The organism is uncultured Ralstonia sp. (assembly GCA_913056305.1).
GTDB lineage: Bacteria > Pseudomonadota > Gammaproteobacteria > Burkholderiales > Burkholderiaceae > Ralstonia.
This window is the reverse complement of sequence record CAJXMR010000011.1, coordinates 38693-58080: the sequence shown is the minus strand read 5'-3', so window position 1 is coordinate 58080 and position 19388 is coordinate 38693. Positions and strand designations below refer to the sequence as shown.

Genomic DNA, 19388 nt, shown 5'->3' with positions numbered 1-19388 from the left:
TGGGTGTGTCAGGGCTGGAGTCGGATGGGGGCGATCAGTTTTTCTGCGGTGGCGGAACCAGCGGGAAGATACGCGCCGTGCGTCGCCCCAAGAAGGCATCGGCCAAAGCTGCAGCCGAATGATCGATCACGCGCCCCGGCAGCACGCCATGCAGAGGCACGGCTAGTCCACTAGCTGCACCTGCAACCGCCGCTGATCGCCCCGGCCGTGATCATCCACCACGCGCACGTTGTACTCGCCCGCCGTCGGCGGCTGCCAGAACAGGGTCGCGCCTGCCGCCGTGCTGCCGACGTAGGCATCGTTGACGAACCAGTACAGCGCATGCGCACTCGCATCGGCGGTGGCGTTGAAGGCGATGCGCGTCTCGGCGGATTGCTTGACGCGCACCGCATAGATGCTGCCCCGCACCGGCGAGGTGATCTGCGGCGGATCGCCCTCCACCTCGCCCGTCGCGCGGCACGCCGGGTTTTGCGGCGGCTTGCGGCGCGGGATGCCCGCCTGCGCGAAGACCTGCTGCAGATCCGTCGGCCAAAACTCGTAGACCTCCTCATGCGTGCGCTTGCCGGCATAGGGTGGGCACGCCATCAGCCCGGTGCCATCGTCGATGACCACCGGCCGGTGCACGCTGCTCACCCGGATCGGCGAAACGCCCGGGATGAACCACGTCGAGCCGGTCTGCGGGCACCACTGGTTCGGCAAGTCGCCGCTGGCCAGGCAGATCTGCACGCGCTTGACGTTCGGCGGCAAGCGCCGCGCGGGCTCCGCCAGTTGCGGCTGCTCGGCCCGCAGCGCATCGACGATCTGGAAGAACAGCGGTGCCGCTGCATCCACGCCGACAAACGAGGCGTTGGCGGTGTTGTCGAAATTGCCGACCCACACGACCAGCACGTAGGGGCCGAACCCGCCGGCTGTCCACGCATCGCGGAACGCCCACGACGTGCCGGTCTTCCAGTACACCGGCAGGCGCGAGGGCTGCGCGCCGCTGGTCTCGTCGGGGCGCAGGTGCTGGCGCAGCATGTCCCGCACCATGAAGCTGGCCTCCGCGCTCAGCAGGGGCGTGCCGGGCTCCGTGGGGGCGTCCGCGCGTAGGCGCAGCGGCTTGAACATGCCGTCGTTCGCGAGCATGGCGTAGAGGCCGGCCAGATCCTGCATGGTGACCTCGCCACCGCCCAGGACCAGCGCGAGGCCGTAGTGCTGCGGACTGGCCAAGCGGCTCACGCCGGCCTGTTGCAGCAGTTGATAGAGATCAGGCTGGTGCAGCTTCGACGCCACCCACAGGGCCGGGATGTTGCGGCTACGGTTGAGCGCGTCGGTCGCCGTGATCGGCCCCAGGAAATGCCCGTCGAAGTTCTCCGGCGAGTACGGCCCGAACGACGTCGGCACGTCGCGCAGCACCGTCTGCGGATGCAGCACGCCCTGATCGAACCCCAGCGCATAGATGAACGGCTTGAGCGTCGACCCCGGCGAGCGGCGCGCCAGCGTGCCGTTGACCTGCCCCTGGATCGCGCGATCGAAAAAGTTGGCCGACCCGACCAGCGCTTTCACGCCCATGTCGCGCGTGTCCACCAGCAGCGCTGCAGTGTTCCGGATGCCGCGTCCGCCGTTGCGCGCGACATAGCGGTTGATCTGGCGCTCCAACACGTGCTGCAGGTCGAGGTCGAGGGTCGTGGCGACGCGCGCGTCGCGGTTGTCTGCGCCGTTCCAATCGCCCAGGGCACGGCGCGCCGCTAACACCTGATCGACCGCATGCGGCGCCTCGAACGGCAGCGCCATCAGCGGCCGCACTGCCAGCGGCAACGCAAACAGCGGCTGCAGCGCGGCGTCCTGCGGATGGTTCTTGAGCCAGCGCGCATACAGCCGATTGCGCGACTCGGTCAGTTGCCGGTTGATCTGGTCCTGCGCGGGTGCGCCGCGTAACCGCCGCACCGGGTCCTGCGGAATCACGGCCAGCGCCAGCGCTTCGGGCAGGGTCAGGTTGCCGACCGGCTTGTCGAAGTACGCCAGGCTCGCCGTGCCGGCGCCCTCAACGTTGCGGCCGTACGGCGCATCGTTCAGATACGCCTCCAGGATCTGCCGCTTCGAATAGAACAGCTCCAGCTGCACGGCACGCGCCACCTGCTTGAGCTTGCCGAGCGGCGTGCGCGTATTGAGCTGCCACAGCGACCGCGCGAGCTGCATCGTGATGGTCGAGCCGCCCTGCGGGCTGCCGCCGCGCACGTAGGTCACCCACGCGCCACGCGCCAGCCCATACGGGTTGAAACCCGCGTGCCAGTGGAACCAGCGGTCTTCATGCAGCAGCACCGCCTCGACCAGTTGCGGCGACATCTGGTCGAGCGGCACCCACAGCCGGTAGCGGTCGTCCTTGGCCAGCGCGAGCCGCAGCAGCCGGCCCTGGTCGTCGAGCACGGCGATCGACGAGGGCTTCCACTCGCGCAGCGGCGGATGCGGCCACAGCCGGCACCCCGCGAACACCGCCGCGATCAGCAAGCCCCCCGCCAGCCAGTTCTGCCACCGAACCAGCCAGCCGCCCAACGCGCGCCACACCTTACGGCGCCCGCACCACGTCGAGCGCCGCGCCGCCGGCCGACTGCGCCTGCACGCGCCGGTCATACATCGACTCGCCATAGGCCGGCGGCACGATGAAGCGGCCCGCGTTGGTCGCCTTGATCCGGTAGACGAACTCGCGCACGTCGCCGCTGGCGCTACCGTAGATCACCACGCGGTCTTCGCGCACGTCCGCGTACTGCGGCTGCCAGGTCGACCCCGGCAGCCCCACGGGCGAACGCCACGGTGCCGGTGCCGCGTTGGCGGCGGCATCCTGACCAGCCTGCGCATCGCCGTCCGCCGCGTCAGTAACGGGCGGCGGCGTGGTGACCGGGTCGAAGCCACCCGGCAGCAGATCGACGATCGCCACGTTGCCGAGGGTCTTGTTGTCGGTCGCGCGGATCTTCAGGTGCACGTCGATTTCCTGGCCGAGCGTGACCTTGTCGAGCGGTTTGCCACTCGCATCGGTGTACTCGCGGATGATCTCCAGCCCGTTCTTGATCGCCTGCGTGGGCGCGGTGCGGTCATAGCCGGTCTGGCTCGTGATCTGCCATGCGGGCAGGCTGCTGCCGTTGACGAAGCGCAGCTGCGATGCTGCCGCACTCCACGTGCCAGAGCGCATCACGCTGCCCTGCGCCGACGAGATGTCCTTCGCGCTGTCGTCCGCGCGCACCTCCTCGATCGCCAGCTTGTCCAGCCCGGCGGCGTTCTGCGAGGCATAGGCGTCGAGCGCCAGGATCGTCATGGCCGACGACAGCGTGTTGAACCGGTTGTGCTGAATCGGCCCGGCCAGGTTGTCCAGCACACGTGGCGGCAGCGCCTGCGCGCGGTCCGGGAAGTGCTTGGCCAGCAGGTACAGCACGCTGGCATCACGCGTGAGCGGATCAAAGTAATAGCCATAGCTATACGGCTCATCTCGCGACGGCTTGCGCTCCAGCACCTCCTGCGGTCCGGCGATCAGCCGGGCGGCTTCCTTGTCCTGTTTGAGCAGCTGGTACGACGCCGCCAGCCAGCCCGCGGCCAGGTCGCTCTTCCAGTCGTTCGGGAAGGCGTCCTGCAAGCGCTTCTGCACAGCTGCCAGGCTGTTGGTCGTGACATTGCCCTGGCGCGTCAGCAGGTATACCGCGTAGGCGCGCTGCCGCAGTTGGTCGAGCGTGCCGAGACGCTCGTTGGCGGCAAGCTGCTGCAGGTACTGGGTGCCTGCGTCCAGCATTTCCTTCGGCACCGCGATGCCACGCTCGCGCGCATCGATCAGCACGTGCATGGCATACGCCGACACGAACGGATCGGCATCCGGCGTCGCCGTCCACACGCCGAAGCCGCCCTGCCCGTTCTGCCGCGCGCGCAACACATCGAGGAACTGCCCAATGGCTGCTGCGTTCGCGCCCTTGTCGTCGACAGGCTGTGATTGCAGCGCATTGCGCAGCGACGGCGTCGACATCCACTTGGCCGCAAACAGGCGCGGCACGCTCGCGCTGACCAGCTGCTCACTGCAGTAGTGCTGGTAGTTGACGAGGTAGGACGCCAGCCCCTGCGACAGCACCAGCGGCCCGGTCGACATGCTCGCCTCGCGTGCCGCATAGGCGTCGTACATCTTGCGCAGGTTCGGCAGTTTCTCCTTCTTGTCGGCATCGATGCGCGACACGTCGAGCTGCGTGCGGAAGGCCGCCGCTGGGCGGATCGACACGTCGACCGCCTGCTGCGCCGCCTTGCCGCCCGCGCGTGCACTGAAGCTCAGGTTGCCCGAGCCCAGCGTGTCGGTGGCCTTCACGCGGAACAGCGCCACGCCTTCATGCATCGCGGCAAGCGTCAGGTTCTGCGTGGCCGGGCCGACCACCTGCAGCTGCGGCCCGACCTTCAGCGCCACGGCAATCGGCATCGGCTTGTCGCCGGCGCCGGCCACGTTGTTGGCCACGCCCACGCTGACCTCGGCCTCATCGCCCGGCGCCAGCGTGGTCGGCACGTTCGGCGACAGCACGAAATCGCCGCGCACGGTGGTCGCGCCCTCGTAGGTGCCGACCAGATCGGGCGACACCGAGACCGCCATCACCCGCAGCTTGCCGTTGAAGTAATCCGGCACGGTGTAGCTCAGGCGTTTGTCTCCGTTCACCTCGACGATGCCCGACCAGTAGACCACCGGCTTGTCGCGCTTGCGCTTGAACGGGTTGAGCTGCCGGCCGATCGCGTCGTCGGCGTCACCGCCCGGGGCGGCCATCGACATCAGCTTCTCGAAGTCCGGCAGGATCAGGTCGAGGATCTGCGAGGTGCCGACTTCCAGCATGCGCTTGCGGAAGAAGTACTTGAGCGGATCGCCCAGCTTGTAGTGCGCCACCTGCAGGATGCCCTCGTCCACGGCAAACACCACGACCTTGCCCGGCCGCGTCGAGTGCACGTCGAAGTTGACCGTCTCGCCTGGCTTGACCAGCGCCGGCGCATCGACCTTCAGCACATTGCGCCGCGCATCCATGTTGACCGAGAACGGCACCACGCCGTAGCTCAGCGGGCTCATGAAGATCTCGTCGGACGACGGATCGCGGATGTATTGCACGTTGATGTAGCCGTTGCCCTCGAAGCCGGCGGGCACGGTGATGCGCTGCACGGAGCTGGTCGTATCGGCATGGAACCACGCCTGCGCATAGACCTTGTCGCGTTCGATCGTGATCAGGCCGCTGCCCGCATACGGCGCGCGAATGGCCACCTCCACCGACTCGCCCGGCTTGTAGTCGTGCTTGCTCAGGCTGATCTGCAGCTCGGTGTTGCGATCGAGCGAGCGCGATACGTTGGCCTCGCCCGTCACCAGGTACTGGATGCGGTTCACCTCGGTGCGGTCGGCGTTGCGGATCACCAGCGCGTAGTTGCCCGGCTTGTCGGTACGCAGCGCGTAGTCGAGCCCGGCGGCGGGAATCGCCAGCGGCTTCTCGTCGATCGGCACTTCCTTGAGCCGCGAGTCGTACTTGTAGGCGCCGGAGTCCTGCTTGGTCAGCACCGACACATAGCGCAGCTCGACCAGTTGCGCGCGCAGGTCCTTCAGGTCGATGGCCTTGGCATTCGGGTCGATGGCGACGAGCTTGACCGTGCGCGGGCTGCCGCGCTTCACATAGCCCAGGTCGTCGACCGACTTGTAGCCGACCAGCCATGCGTTGTTCGATACCAGCCCCTGCGCGTTGGCGGCCACACTGCGCCCTCCTTCGGGCTCGAACGCCTTGCTCTGGAAGTACAGCTGATACGTGGCATCGGCGTACTTCTTCAGGTCGAGGTCGAATTCGGCATGCCCCTTATCATCGGTCTTGCCGTCCTGCAGCTGGGTCGTATAGCCCTCCTTGGCGCGCCGCGCGTCGAAGAACTGGTAGCCCGGCCAGCTGCGGAACGACGGCCAGGCCGGCCGCAGCGTGAGCGATGCGGTCACGCGCCGGTTGGCCGCCGGCGTGCCGAACAGGTTCTGCGCATCAACGATGCCCTTGAGCTGATCCGGCTTGACCCAGCCCTCGGCCACCTGCGCCGACAGCTTGGCCTCGACCTTCATGCGGTCGGGCAGGAACTCCTTGATCTGCACGGTGGTGCTGCCGATCGGTGCATCGACGGCCAGGCCGTTCTTGGTGATGTACAGGTTGACCGCCCAGGTGCCTGTGGGCGCCGTCTCGGACGGGGTGTAGTCGAGCTCCGTGAAACCCGAGGCGTCGACCGTCACCGGCTGCCGCTTCACGGTCATGCCGCGCGGGTCGACGATTTCCGCCTGCAGCGGAACGCCGGCCGGGCTGCGCGCCCAGCTCGCGGCACGCACGATCAGGCCGATGTGGAATTGGTCGCCCGGCCGGTAGATGCCCCGGTCGGAGAACAGGTAGGCCGACAGTTGGCCCTGGTTCGTTGCATTGCGCTCGCCGCCGACATCGAAGCGCGAGAAGTCGAGCTGCCGGTCATGGCTGGCGATCGGCAGGAACGACAGGTCGTCGCCCTTCTTGACGATGTACAGCTTGGGACGCTTCTCGCGCTCCAGGCCCTTGAAGGTCGGGAAGTGGACGACGCCGTCGGCGCTGGTCGTCTGCGTGTAGAGCGCCTGGCCATTGACCGCCAGCACCGACACCGTCGCACCGGCCACCGGACGCCCGGTGCGGATCGACTGCACGAACACGTCCTGACTGCCGTCCAGCGCGCGCTTGACCAGCATGCCGAGGTCCGTCACGACGATCAGGCGCGTGTCGGTCGGCACCTGGCCGTCGCCGCCGCTGTTGTTGCTGTCGCCATCGTTGTTGCCGGCTTCGGCATCGGCGCTGTTATCGGCGTCACCGCTGGACTGCGCATCGCCATCGACCGACTTCTTCTCCTTGGCGGGGTCATAGCCCGACAGATGCAGCAGAAAGACGCCGCGCTTGCCGTTCTTCAGGTATTGGCCCAGGTCGATGCCTTCGTAGTGCGCCTTGCCCGCTTCCGTTTCCGGGAAGGCGAGCTTCTGCTCGAAGCGCTCGACAATGTGGTCTTCGCCAAAGTTGTAGGCCAGCTCGGGCCGCGCATAGCTGCCCTGGTTGAAGCTCACCAGGTGCTGCAGCTGGTCGGGCATGACCCGGCCGATCTCCAGCTTCATCCCCGGCAGGTTCCGCGACACCACCGAGATGCGCTTGCTGCCGCTCATCGAGAGCAGCGAGCCGTCGGCCATGAAACGCAGCAGCTTCGGATAATCCGGCACATCGAATACCTGCTGCACCGGCTTGCCGAGCAGGTAGCCGCCGAATGACTTCAGACCGGCCTCGACCCGCACATAGATGCGCTGCCCCGGCTGCGCGCGGTACTTGAAGCTCTGTAGCGGGGCATACTCGCCCTCCGTCGCGGTCAGCTCCAGGTTGAGCGGCTGCGATTGGCGCAGCACGTCTTCGCTGATGTCACTCACGGCCCATTGGTACTGCTGCTCGTAGTCCGGCCAGCCGGCACTGGCCTTGTGCTTGGGCAGTACCCAGGCCTTCGCGAGGCCAGCGAGATCGCTACCGCGCACCGCGCCGCTCATCTCCGCCAGCAGCACCTGCTCGGGTTCATAGCGGTCGTTGTCGACCAGCGTTGGCGAGAGCTGGTTGACCGTCAGGCTGTACAGGCCCGGCACGCGCACGGAGGCCTCCAGCGGCGCCTTGGTGCCATCGCCGCCACGGGCGCTGCGCACGCCGCTGTCCAGCGTCAGCCGCGCCGACAGATCGTCGCGAGGAACATCGAGCTGCTGCGAGTGCACCCACGCGTTGAGCTTGGCCGCGTCGTAGGTCACGCTGAAGCGCAGCGGCGTGGTCGACTTGCCGTCGCGACCGACCATCACCAGCGCGATGCGCTTCTCGAACTGCGCGGCGTCGACCGGGTAGTTGAACTTGATCGGGAAGATCGTCTTCTTGGCCGCGGCGTTCTGCGGGTCCTGGTAGAACTCGCTGGCGCCGAACTGCACGTCAAATGCCGGCACGTTGAAGTCGAGATGGTTGTCCGCCAGCAGCACGTGCGGCGCAAAGACCTGCGCTACGTCGAAGTTCACCTCGACGTGCGCGCCGATTGGCCAGTCGGCGGCGGGCGTGAAGCGCAGGGTGCGGTCATTGACCCACGTCCACTCGCCCTTGAGGGCCGGCTGCATCGAAATGCCGTTGCCGGCCGGCTTGCCGACCTGCTCGATCGGCGCCGCCGAGCGCGAGAAGTCGATCTCCAACGGATGGATGGTGACCTTGGGCTTGCCCTCGTCGTCCGCATAGCTCGTGAGGGCGGGCGCCCTGACCTTGAAGGTGATGCGCTCGGGCTCGACCGGCTTGGGGCGGTGCTGATACCAGTGCCAGCCGAAGGCGCCGGCCACGGCCAGTGCAATAGCGGCCACCACGCCGCCACCGAGATGCCATGGCCGGCGCCGTGCCACGGCCGCCGTTGCGGGGATCCATGCAGGCGCCGACCAGGCAATGCTGCCGAATATGGGGCGCAAACTCCGCGCAATCAAAGACAGCAGGAAACCAATGACCCGGACGGGCAACCGCAGCAGAAAACGCAGCAAGTCCATTGTTATTATTCCTTAGCAGAACGTTGCCACGTTCAGGCACGCCCCTGTGTCTTCAGTTTGTCGCGTCTTGGCATCCCCTATTTCCTGGGGTCCAAGTGCACGCAAAATTATCCATCAGCCGCCGGGAAAATATTCGACGGCCTATGCGTGCGGCAAGAAAAACAACGTTTTGGCAACACGCGTCGCTCGTCGGCGCCCTTACCCCGCAGCCCCTCCATATTGGGTATATCCAGGCGCCTCCAATTCATGCATATCGAAAGGGCCAGCACCACTCACGTGTGCGCCCCGGTCAAATATGTCATCGCGCGTTATCAATGATTCAAACCATTCCCGACACCCTTCTTACATGGTTTTGATGAACAAAGAAAACCCACACAAAGCGAGCTTTCTCCAATGCCGTGGAGAAGAACATGACGCCCACTCAATCATCATTAGATCGCCAAAACCAGCGTAGCTAAAGGAATTTGCCATAGTCGACCGGACGCTTACCGTCGCTTTAACGTGACTTGCACAGAGTTTTTACTGATGTTGGCAATGGGTGAATTGCGAGGCGATGAACTGGCACTATCCGTGTATCGCCTCCGGAAATACACGAGCGCCGAGGAAATCCACGAAGACGCGCAGCTTGGGCGACAGCGGACCGCCTGAAGGCCAGAGTACACGCAGGGTGACCTGGCGCCGCGCGTCGAGAAAATCGTCCAGCACGCAACGCAGGTGGCCTTCGCGCAGCGCTTCGCGGACGGCGAACTCAGGCAGGTAGGCGATGCCGCGGCCGCGCAGTGCGAAACACAGGCGCGTCTCGATGTTGTTGCAACTCATCGAGGTCGGTAGTTCCGGCACAGCGCCGGTTTCCGTGCGAAGCGGCCAGACTTCCAGCTTGCCCGTGTGCGCGAACCGATAGTGCAGGCAGTGATGAATCGCCAGGTCCGCGGGCCGCTGGGGCACGCCATGACGCTCGAAATACGTCGGCGCACCGACCAGATATTGGCGAAAAGTACCGAGCCGACGCGCGGCAAGGCGCGAATCGGCCGGCTCGCCCGTGCGCACCACGGCGTCAAAGCCTTCATCAATCACGTCCACCAGGCGGTCGCTGAACTCCAGGTCGAGCTCGATCTCGGGGTAGGCCGCCATGAAGTCGGATAGCACCGGCAGGACCAAATTGCTGACCACGGGCAGGCTGACCTTCAGGCGGCCGCGGGGCGCCTGGGTCCTTTGCAACAGCGCCTGCTCCATGGCGTCCACCTCACCCAGGATTCGGCGGCTGCGCTCCAACAGCATCGCGCCCTCGCTAGTCAGCGTGATGCTGCGCGTGCTGCGATGAAAAAGGCGCACGCCCAGGCGTTGCTCCAGGCGGGCGATGCTCTTGCCTACGGCGGAGGCGGAGATCCCGAAATGGCGCCCAGTCGCCACGAAGCTACGGCTCTCCGCCGCCTGCACGAAGACGGCATAGCTGTTCAAACTCTCCACGGCGGCCCCTCAATTAAGGACATTAATGTCCGCATAACCAAGAACTATAGCTTCTTTTCTCCTCGGTACAGGCCTGCTTAACATTCGGCTCATCCCTTTACGGAGTGCCGTCATGTCCCTAGCAGACGCCGTTTCCCCGCAGCGAACCCGATTCCCGCGCGCCTTGCCACAGAGCCTGGACTCGGTGATCGACCAAGCCTTGGCTGAACGCCGGCTGGTCGGCGCGGTGATCCTGATCGCTCAGGATGGCGAACGGATTTACCACCGCGCCGCTGGACTGGCCGATCGGGAAGCCGGCCGCCCGATGCACAAAGATGCCCTCTTCCGCCTGGCCTCGGTCTCCAAGCCCATCGTCTCGGCAGCAGCCCTGACGCTGATCGCCCAAGGCCGCCTGCGGCTGGACGACCGGGTCGACCAGTGGCTTCCCGCCTTCCGCCCGCGCCTGCCCGACGGCACGGTGCCGGACATCACGATCCGGCACCTGATGACGCATACGGCGGGCCTCAGTTATCGCTTTTTCCAACCAGAAGGCGGGTTCTACGCGCGCGCGGGCGTGTCTGACGGCATGGACCGCGTGCAGTTCGGCCTGGATGAGAACCTGCGCCGCATCGCGGAGGCGCCGCTACTGTATGCGCCGGGCACGGCTTGGGCCTACTCGATCGCCACGGATGTGCTGGGCGCCGTGATCGAACGGGTCGCAGAGGCGCGCCTGGATCAGGCCGTGCGCACCCTCGTGACCGCACCGCTGGGCATGGACGACACCGCCTTCGTGGCAGTCGATCCGCAGCGCTTGACGGCAGCCTATGCCAACGCACAACCGGCGCCGCGACGCCTGGCGGACGCGGACCACATCCCCTTCGTCGACCGCACGGCAGGCTTCCGGCTCGCTCCCCATCGCGCGCTGGATGCTGCCGCTTTCCCCTCCGGCGGCGCGGGCATGGTCGGCAGCGCGGGGGATCTGCTGCGTCTATTGGAAATCCTGCGTACGGGCGGCGCGCCACTGCTGCCGGCGAGCTTGGTCGACGAGATGGCACGCAACCAGATCGGGGATCATGCGATGGCTTACTGGCCCGGGTGTGGCTTCGGCCTGGGCTTTACCGTGCTGAAGGATCCGGTGGCGGCCGCATCGCCGGAGTCGGTGGGGACGTGGCGCATGGGCGGCACCTATGGGCATGCCTGGTTTGTCGACCCCGCACGCAAGCTCAGTGTCGTGGCCCTGACCAATACCGCGCTGGAAGGCATGTCCGGCGCGTTCGTGACGCAACTGCGCGATGCCGTTTATGCCGGGCTGGCGGAGGCGCAGCGATGAACGCCGGGCGCGCGCTGTTCCTCATCGCGTTGAGGCGGTTCTGCCTCTACACCAACGAATTTGGCGTGGTCGGTGGCTGGGTGTTTGCAGCGCTGGCGATGGTACTGATCGCGACCAAGGTGCTTTGCTTTGGGCGCCGAGGCAGGGCTGCGTACAGCTTGGCTACAAAAGGAGGCTGACCGGCTTGCCCCTGCACGCTGCCTATTGTTGCCGGAACCAAGCAGAAAAAAAAAGCCCGCTAGGACGCGGGCTTTCAGGAAGTTGGCGCCACCGGATGCCGGTGGCTGCCAGAGGCGGAATTATTCCCACTCGATCATCAATGAGCCTCGCAAACCCGCGTGGTTAAAGGGATTGGGCCTGATCGACATGGGGCACTACCGTCGCTTTTACCGTCAAGGGCGACCATCTTTTGCTGGCGCGGGAGATGGAGCGCTTTGCGCGGGAGCTGGGTTTTCGACACCATCATCAATCAGCTCTCAGGATACCGGAGAAATCCCCAACCGTCAGCCGACGTAAGCGCAGGCAGGCGAGCACCATCCGGTCGCTGGGACTTGGAGCGCGTCTAGGGATGCTCCCCCGATTGCTCGGCGTCCCAAAAGTGCCGCATCGCTTCGAAGGCTTTTCTCTCAACGTCCTGCATTCGTGCCAAAGCATCAGGCTCGGGTACGGGCCGGAAGCTTGACGACAACTGTTCAACGTCGCGTCGAGCGGCTAGCCAAGCCTGCAGCAGAGGCTGCCACTGCCGATCCCAGTGGCCGAAGGGCCGCGAGTCAGGCGATGACACTTTGCGTAGCGCCTGGTGCATCACGGCACCGGCGGTCCGCGTCGGGTCGTCCCATTTGGCCGGAACGCTCCAGCCGGCGTCGCGGACGCCACTGGCGCTTCGGAGGTCAGGGCCCACCATGGGAACAGGTGCGCCCACGACAGTTCCGAATCCGAAGAGCTTGTGATCGATGCGATCGCCTTCCTCAAGTGGGCAGTTCGAACTACTCATTCGGGTCTCCTCTCTTCATGCAATTTCATTGGCTTTGTGTGGACACTGCTCAAACCATAAACGCCGGTTGAGCGATAACGACCGGGCTGACCACGTCGCGAATCTCACTAAGTCCCGCAATAAGCAGGTCGTATTGCTCTGTGCGTCGTCCTTGGTCCCAGATGATCGGAAGCACTTTGCGATAGGGGCTGCCCCGCTTCAGGTAAAGGCTGACGTCTTCACCAATCTGCGAAATCAGGTCCTGCGGCGTGCTGCTTTTTCGCCAATACTTGACCTCGATCACCAGGTGCAGCGACGGGACTACTAAGTCTGCCCGCGGTTTCTTTTGCCCCACCGACGCAAGCCACTCTTCATCACGCAGATCGGGCAACACTGGCGAAAGCACCGCGCACAGAAGATTCTGAAAGTGATATTCGTTTTCAACCGCCCACTTTTGCGCGGTCGAGTTCGGCGTCTTCTTCTGTTCGTCCCAGGTCCACCGACGCAACCCGGATGGGAGCCGGCGAAGCAGCAGTCCGACATCGTCTAGGCTCGGTGCGCGCAGATCGATCTGCGCCGCGCCCTGGGCGAGATAGTGAAACGCTGCCAGATCCAAGGCCGCCTGTTCAGGGTCGTCATAAACAACCGACTTGATGCGGCTAAGCAACTGCGACGCAAAGTCGTTATCGACCGCCGGCGAAGCATCCGCCAAGCGACGTGCGACGTAAATAGCTGCGCCCGCGGTGGCGGGCACCACCGCCAGCTCGCCCTTCAATCCCACCTCGGACCGCGTCTTGATCATGGACAGCAGTTCATGGCGCCAGCCGACTTCCGCCGGCAACAGCGGCTGCAGCTTTGCATAGAGCGACGCGAACCATGCGCCGAATTTCGACCACCGCACATCATCGGATGTGGCCAACAAACCCACCAGAACGCCGGTATGCGCTAACGGCTGCATCAGACTGACGAGAGCCGTTTGGGAATCGCCTCTACGCCCCATCAGCCAGTCCACGCCCTGCGCGAATGAGTCGCGGCATGCATCACTCAACGTCGGATCGATGCTCAGCAGGAACCCCAAAGCCGCCACGGCATGAATCGACCGACCACCGCCGGAAATCTCTTCGCACAGGTCCCGCGCCATCGCGGCGCTCTGCTGGGTGGACAACCCTTCGGCGAGCACCCAGTGATAAAAGGCAATCGACAGCGGGCCCGCAGTCGTCAGTGTCTCGGCCTGCCCCGCTACTGCGCGCAGCGCTTCGTGCAGCATCGGGTTGCCGGCGCTCATAGAAACCACCGCGTTGTGCCGATCTTGCCGAGCATCACACTCGGACTCCACCGGCTACCCAAACGGTCAAGCCGCCCTAAGAGACCCGCGACAAGGTCGGAGTAGTAGATGGTGACCGGCATCGCCGCCGGCAGGAAGCTGCGCCAGGAATGGTTCGAAAACCAATAGACCTGTTTGGTGAGATAGATGATGTCCGTGAACGTCGAATCGCGATGCAGGCTTAGCAGTAGCGGTTTGGGTAGGCCATCCGTCGGGCGCTTGAGCTGCTGCGGCCCCGTCAACGTCAACAAGGTCTCATTGTGTCCGACTTCCGCAAAAAGACCTCGAACCGGCGTCTTCTCTCCCCTGCCCTTGGTCCCGATGGAATCATCGTCAAACAGCAGATACGGATGGTCCTGTTTGACGTGCAGGAAGGCGAACTGCAGATCGAATTCAGAGAACTCCTTCAACGCCGCCTTGACCGATTCCACCTCGGTATTGCGCATTGGCTTGAACGCATGAACGATCACGCGTACCGAATCGCCCCTGATCCAGTTCATCTCGTTGCGCACGCGCTGAAGGGTGGCCTGCAATGATTCGGTCAGGGCCTCTCCGTACTTCGACATGGGAACAGCGTTCGACAGATTCGATAGCAGATAGCCGCCGTCACCGCGAAAGACGCTGGTAATGCCGACAATGCGTTCTTTCCTTGAAAAGCGGGATTCGCCAATCGCTGCGCTGCCTAGGCCGATGACCACCTCGTGCGCGATACCCTTATCCGACTTGATCAACCAGGGAATGCCGCCGAGCTTGGCATAGACCGCAAGGGCGAGATTGCTAAGGGTGTAGGCGAGATTGAGCGGCGCCATCGAGAACGTCTCGAACGCGACGAACTGCGTGGGGATCTGATTGGAGAGAAACGCCGCCTTGGCCACCAGATACGGATTCTTCGGCGGCGCCAATTGGCGTGAGTCTCGCTCGGTCTGCACCAAGGCCAGATGCCAGGGCGCGCCCTCGGCGCCCATCCGGACCGCCTTGGAAGCAGCCGCATGATAGGCGTCGGCCGTGAAGGCGTCGGCCTCCACAAACGTCAGGTTGATGTCCTGCAGTCCGTAGATGCCGAGAAACCCTCGCCCAAATGGCAGTGACTTGCCGTCGACCGTTAGGCCATCCCGAAACTTCCGAAGGAACAGTTCAAATTGACCACGCCGCGCGCGGTCGCAGATCACGCAGACATTAGGCCGCGTGGGCGTGAAGACGTGGCGACTGTAGGGACCGAACTTGCTTAGACCGACCGCAGCCCGCGACTCCGACTTGAGCGTCCCGGCGTCGAAAACATAGGTCGGCGTCGTGCCCTCGGTGAAACGGGGGAAGTTCTGCGCATCTTTCTCGCTCAGCAGGTTGCCGATGCCAACGCTGAGACCTTCTTGCAGCTCGATCTCGCCGAGGCCGCGGAGCCAGTCCGAAATCCGGGCAATGTGCTCCATGCGCGCACGCCCTCTGCTGTTCTCGAACACGATCTCATCGATCTTGCCCTGCACCCTGCCCGACGTATTCCGCATGAAGTGCTGCAGCAGGTGCCGAAGATTCTCAGGTGAGGCCTCCAGGTACAGCTCGTCGAGTGGAAGCAACTCCTCTACATTCTGAAACCGCTCGGACAGGCGCGCGTGGCCGTCCGTGAGCGCGCCGACTCGACCCACCAGCCGGCGATAGGGCAGCATGCGCACATCTTCGACCGGCACCAGGCGCTCGACCGTCAACCCATCCAGCCGAACGCCTTGCGCATGCAACACGGCAAGGCTGGTTGCGCAAGTCTTCTGAATCTCGATGTCCCACAAGAGACCGAGTGGTTCTGCGTCCGGTAGCTTTAACGAGCGGATCGCGATCAAGACCCGCGATTGCAGATGAAGATGCCGGTCGGCTTCGATGAAGCCCGTCGGCAAGGTGCGCCCTATGGTGGTAATCGGGTTATAGCGCGCCACCGGTCGCCGATTGGAACTGAGCAAGGTCACGAGACGCTGCTCAAGCAGCGGCCGGATGAGCGAAGCATGCTCAACCACCGAAACAATCTTTTCTTCGCCGATGGGCGACGCATTCAAAGTAAGCGGCAGCGCCACGATGTGATCTGATCGACGGGTCACGGCGTAGTGCGCGCGGTGCTCGTCGCGCAGATTCCGGAACTGCTGCGCGTCCTCAAAGGGCAACGCCTGCAGCCGAATGGCATCACCGCGCACTCGCAGCGGCGTGAAATTGAGCTGCAGCTGTCGTCCCATAGGCCCTCACATCCTCTTGTTTCGCCGGATCAGCATCCGAATTTTTAGAATTGATTTCTCGATGAACCACATCCAGCGCATCCGCAAGGACGGCTTCCCGAAGCCGTTGTCGATGCCACCAATAAGCGCCTCGATGATCTGGCGGTTCTTGCCGGGATAGATGCCGTTGTCGTGCAACATGACCAGCAGGGGCTCGATCGAGATGGCGCTCGAATAGCCGGTCTCCGCGTCCTTGCCATCCATCACGAGCGCTTCGACAAGCACCCCCAGCAAAAAGCCATATTCACTCAATACGGGGCCACCGCTAAAACCACCCCTCGCCGGACACGAGATGATGAAATGCGGGTGCGGCCCACTGTATTTGTCCATCACCGCGTTGACCTCTCCTTCCGACGCCAGGAGCACGGCCTGCTGCGAAAACGGAATCGGCGGATAGCCCATGAGCAGCACTTTTGAGAGCACCAACTCGTCGCCGATCCAGTCGTCCAGATGCCCACCGATCTCGATATGGTCAGTTTGCACAAAGCCTTTCGGTGAACCATGAATCGTCGTCATGTCCAGGTAGTGCGACAGATCCAGATCGGTCTTCATCAGGGCCAGGTCGATGCGATCGTCCTTGTTGAAGATCACCGACTGCACGGTCAATGGCACCGACGCATGCTCGGACACCACTTCCTGCACGACACCATCGCGCAGCACATGGGCCGCCGTGACCAGCCAACCGTCACCGATATGGAAGGCGGTGCCGGTACTCAAATCGCCCACCGGCGTCTGCACCGTGATGCGCACCAAGGCTGGCTTGTAACTTTGGAATAGCGCCCGCAGGTCCATGACCGTCAGCCTGGTTACGGGATCAAGGTCAGCAGAACCTGCTGAGCGACGCCACTGGTGGCGCCGGGGAACCACCCCGGTGCGGCCACGGTGAAGCCGCCGGCCACGACCGGCTGATACGGATCGGTCTTGATGTCGATCTCGTAGTAACGCAACTGATTGCCAAACTTCCCCAGCGCAACGCCCGTCACGGAGGCGGCACCGGCTTTGCGCAAGAAGGCCGCGGCAACGCCAAACGACACACCGTAGGTCGTGCAATCGTCCACAACGATCACGTGCTTTCCGACCAATCGTCCGCTCTGTTTGTAGAAAGGGTTCAGGTGGATGGTCGAAATTTGGCCGGTCGGATCGGTTCGATCACCGCCACCACCCGCCGAGCGCTTCGGCGAAGGGGTGTGCCGAATGAATAGCGGCTCTCCCCGCTTGGAGAAGCGAACGCGGGAAACCGTCGTTCGCAAGCGATGCGTGAAATCGCTAAGGATCTCGTCATCGTCGTTAGCACTCTTCGACGACGGATAGACGCCCCATACCAGTCCATCCAGTTCGTTCACTTTTTCCATGAGCAGCGAACGCGAGGTGACGGCCAGCAAAGCGTTCAGTCGCGCGCCACCGCCTTTGACGGTGGCGGTCAGCCGCTGCGCGAACAGTTGCTGCGTGACACCTTTGCCAAGGCCGGACAAGTCGCTAAGCGCACGCACCCGATAGCGGCCAGCGTCGCCTGCATACCACCACTGCCCCGACCAGCCGGCCGTCAGGTTGATGATCTCTTGCAGCTGCGCGGCGCTGTCCACGCGAATGCCCAGTGAGGCGACCTGCTGTGCTGCCGACCATCCGGCTGCCACGAGGATCGCACCGCCGTTCTTCCCCATCTGGACGTCTTCGTCCTTTGCCGCGAGAACCAGCGCATCGAAGGGATTGAGCGCAAACTTCTTGGCGTTCTGCGACACGATCTCGCCCGATTGCCGCCCTCGACTTTGCAGGAACTGAACGCCACTGGTGCCAAACGTCCCGTTAAACCAGGCCGGTTCCGCATGATTGGAAATCAAGCCCACCGGATTGCCCGCCGCCTTGGCGTTGATCAACACCTGGGCGAGTTGCGGGTCGGGTTGGCCATTACGCAGGACGGCGTCCGGAGAGGTCATGACGATCAGCATGTGGCGTGTCCCTTGTCCTGTTCTTAGATGCTGTCAAAATCCAAGTCCACCGACTTGGGCGCTCGCCGCGCGAGGAACAGCCCGACGATGCGTGCCTCGGGAAATCGCCGCTCCAGCACTTGCTTCACCGCCTTGAAATGGCAGCCTGTGGTGAGCACGTCGTCTACGACAAAAATGGTCTGGGGGGCCGGCTCGGCCAAGCTCTCGTCGAGTTGATAGTTGGCGACCAGTTCGTCCGGCGTCGGGCGCGTGTCCGACAGATGGGCCGCCGCCGCCGATTCGCGCTGGACGACCAGTTCACGGATGTCGGTGTGACGCCCCCGGCAGACGGCCTGCAGCAATTGCAGCATGCGATCGTCGTATAGCGGATCGCTCTTCACCTTCGACGGCGGGATCGGGACGAAGGTGATTTCGGCGTCAGCCTTGATCGCGGCACGAAAGATTGCCGCTGCCTGCAGGATCGCGCGCTCTTTGTATTGCCACTGCGCGGTTCCACGCTTGTCCACGGACTTCTTGAAGTTGAGGATCAGCTGGTTGGTTTCGCTGTAGGCATGCCCCTCGCCCGCAGTGTATTCACCTGCGTAGTAGCAAATGTCCTGTGCGTCCAGATAGTGATGATCCGGAAGTGTCAGGGCATCGATTTTGAGTACGCGCTTAGCCAAGAGCTGCCCTGATGTCGTCGATGCCGGTGACGCGAATGGCCCCTTGACTCTGGAACTTGGCCGGCCATGTCAGCTTCGGATTGCGAAAGCAGTTGTCCAGAATGAACAGCTTGCGCCCCTGCTGCAGCGCCGCGCGTGCTTGCGCCAGCGTGCCGGACGTATCGCTGGCTTCGACGATGACCGTTGCCTGCGCGAGCGCTGACATCGTGGCATTGCGCTCAGGGAAGAACAGGCGATTGCTACGGTAGTCCTGGGTCGAGTAGCGCCAGATCGGCACCTGGCTCACCAGCAGGAATTTCTCGGCAATCAAGTCTTGCAGCGCCCGGTTCTCGGGTGGGTAATACTCGGTAATCGGTGTGCCGATCACGGCAATCGTGCTGCCGCCGTTGTCAATGGCCGTCGTGTGTGCCGCGGTATCCACGCCTTTGGCCAAACCGGAGACGATGGTGTAGCCGTCTTGGACCAGCAGCTTCACCAACTTGCGGGTTCGGCGCAAGCCGTCGTCGGACACGCTGCGCGAGCCAACGATGGCGATCCGCTTAGGCGAGTCGATCAGATCCCACCAGCCTCGGTAGTACAACAGTTCGACGGGATGCGCGGCATCGCGCAACCGATCGGGGTAGTCTTCTGCGCCATGCAAACGCACACCAAAGTCGTGAATCTTCGTGTGCGCAATCTGGTCTTGCACCCGCTGTAGCGCCGTGTCAATTTCCTCTTCCGAGACCAGCTCGGAGGGCATCGCATTCGGGCTATCGCGGAAGCAGTCAGCGATCGTCTTGAACGTCGCTTTTTGATGCGCCCACAACGCCTCGTACGCCGCCATCTCCCGCGACGGTGAAATCGGTTTGTTGCTCAGTACTGCGTCAATGTCATTCATCGCTTGACTGATCTCCATAGACGCGCC

Annotated in this window: 11 protein-coding genes and 1 pseudogene; 3 read left to right on the top strand and 9 right to left on the bottom strand. The window is 63.9% G+C overall.

All coding sequences use genetic code 11. The features are described 5' to 3' along the window. A pseudogene (locus QZ609_RS03780) lies at positions 1–122 on the top strand (glutamine cyclotransferase); the annotation flags it as partial. Positions 123–162: 40 nt separating this feature from the next. Here the strand turns inward: QZ609_RS03780 and pbpC are convergent. From pbpC to QZ609_RS03765, 3 genes are all read right to left on the bottom strand, one after another. Further along, positions 163–2610 carry a penicillin-binding protein 1C gene (gene pbpC, locus QZ609_RS03775; protein WP_295491260.1) on the bottom strand — a complete coding sequence of 816 codons (2448 nt, stop codon included), beginning with the start codon at positions 2608–2610 and terminating at the stop codon, positions 163–165. Then, complete coding sequence (locus QZ609_RS03770; protein WP_295491258.1) at positions 2546–8374, bottom strand: alpha-2-macroglobulin; 5829 nt, start codon at positions 8372–8374, stop codon at positions 2546–2548. Before QZ609_RS03770 ends, pbpC begins: the two co-directional genes overlap by 65 nt. A 741-nt stretch (positions 8375–9115) precedes the next feature. Then, the gene (locus QZ609_RS03765) at positions 9116–10018 is read right to left on the bottom strand and encodes a LysR family transcriptional regulator (RefSeq protein ID WP_295491256.1); all 903 of its coding nucleotides are present in this window, start codon (positions 10016–10018) and stop codon (positions 9116–9118) included. A gap of 112 nt (positions 10019–10130) precedes the next feature. Here QZ609_RS03765 and QZ609_RS03760 point away from each other — a divergent pair, with 112 nt between their 5' ends. Continuing rightward, positions 10131–11327, top strand: coding sequence for a serine hydrolase (locus QZ609_RS03760; RefSeq protein WP_295491254.1), 1197 nt, complete (start codon positions 10131–10133; stop codon positions 11325–11327). Further along, complete coding sequence (locus tag QZ609_RS03755) at positions 11324–11506, top strand: hypothetical protein (RefSeq protein ID WP_295491252.1); 183 nt, start codon at positions 11324–11326, stop codon at positions 11504–11506. The genes QZ609_RS03760 and QZ609_RS03755 overlap by 4 nt, the downstream gene beginning before the upstream one ends. Positions 11507–12370: 864 nt before the next feature. Here QZ609_RS03755 and QZ609_RS03750 read toward each other — a convergent pair. The 6 genes from QZ609_RS03750 to QZ609_RS03725 are packed head-to-tail and all read right to left on the bottom strand — an operon-like array spanning position 12371 to position 19361. Next, on the bottom strand, positions 12371–13585 hold the full coding sequence (locus tag QZ609_RS03750; protein WP_017515576.1) for a hypothetical protein: 1215 nt from the start codon (positions 13583–13585) through the stop codon (positions 12371–12373). Continuing rightward, entirely contained in the window at positions 13582–15837 is a 2256-nt protein-coding gene (locus QZ609_RS03745) for a Piwi domain-containing protein (RefSeq protein ID WP_024569774.1), read from the bottom strand. Before QZ609_RS03745 ends, QZ609_RS03750 begins: the two co-directional genes overlap by 4 nt. A 6-nt stretch (positions 15838–15843) precedes the next feature. Continuing rightward, complete coding sequence (locus tag QZ609_RS03740) at positions 15844–16668, bottom strand: serine protease (RefSeq protein WP_017514905.1); 825 nt, start codon at positions 16666–16668, stop codon at positions 15844–15846. Between the two features lie 14 nt (positions 16669–16682). After that, positions 16683–17822 (bottom strand): phosphoribosyltransferase, encoded by a 1140-nt coding sequence (locus QZ609_RS03735; RefSeq protein WP_024569775.1) that lies wholly within the window; start codon positions 17820–17822, stop codon positions 16683–16685. A 23-nt stretch (positions 17823–17845) separates the two neighbouring features. Next, complete coding sequence (locus QZ609_RS03730) at positions 17846–18484, bottom strand: hypothetical protein (RefSeq protein ID WP_029700171.1); 639 nt, start codon at positions 18482–18484, stop codon at positions 17846–17848. Next, entirely contained in the window at positions 18477–19361 is an 885-nt protein-coding gene (locus tag QZ609_RS03725; RefSeq protein ID WP_017514517.1) for a DNA-processing protein DprA, read from the bottom strand. The genes QZ609_RS03730 and QZ609_RS03725 overlap by 8 nt, the downstream gene beginning before the upstream one ends. Positions 19362–19388 lie beyond the last annotated feature (27 nt).

Excerpts from the sequence above, each read along its gene's own strand:
- QZ609_RS03740 (WP_017514905.1), bottom strand. The coding sequence starts at position 16,668 with ATGGACCTGCGGGCGCTATTCCAAAGTTACAAGCCAGCCTTGGTGCGC.
- QZ609_RS03760 (WP_295491254.1), top strand. The coding sequence starts at position 10,131 with ATGTCCCTAGCAGACGCCGTTTCCCCGCAGCGAACCCGATTCCCGCGC.
- pbpC (WP_295491260.1), bottom strand. The coding sequence starts at position 2,610 with ATGACCGGCGCGTGCAGGCGCAGTCGGCCGGCGGCGCGGCGCTCGACG.
- QZ609_RS03725 (WP_017514517.1), bottom strand. The coding sequence starts at position 19,361 with ATGAATGACATTGACGCAGTACTGAGCAACAAACCGATTTCACCGTCG.
- QZ609_RS03750 (WP_017515576.1), bottom strand. The coding sequence starts at position 13,585 with ATGAGCGCCGGCAACCCGATGCTGCACGAAGCGCTGCGCGCAGTAGCG.
- QZ609_RS03745 (WP_024569774.1), bottom strand. The coding sequence starts at position 15,837 with ATGGGACGACAGCTGCAGCTCAATTTCACGCCGCTGCGAGTGCGCGGT.
- QZ609_RS03735 (WP_024569775.1), bottom strand. The coding sequence starts at position 17,822 with ATGCTGATCGTCATGACCTCTCCGGACGCCGTCCTGCGTAATGGCCAA.
- QZ609_RS03755 (WP_295491252.1), top strand. The coding sequence starts at position 11,324 with ATGAACGCCGGGCGCGCGCTGTTCCTCATCGCGTTGAGGCGGTTCTGC.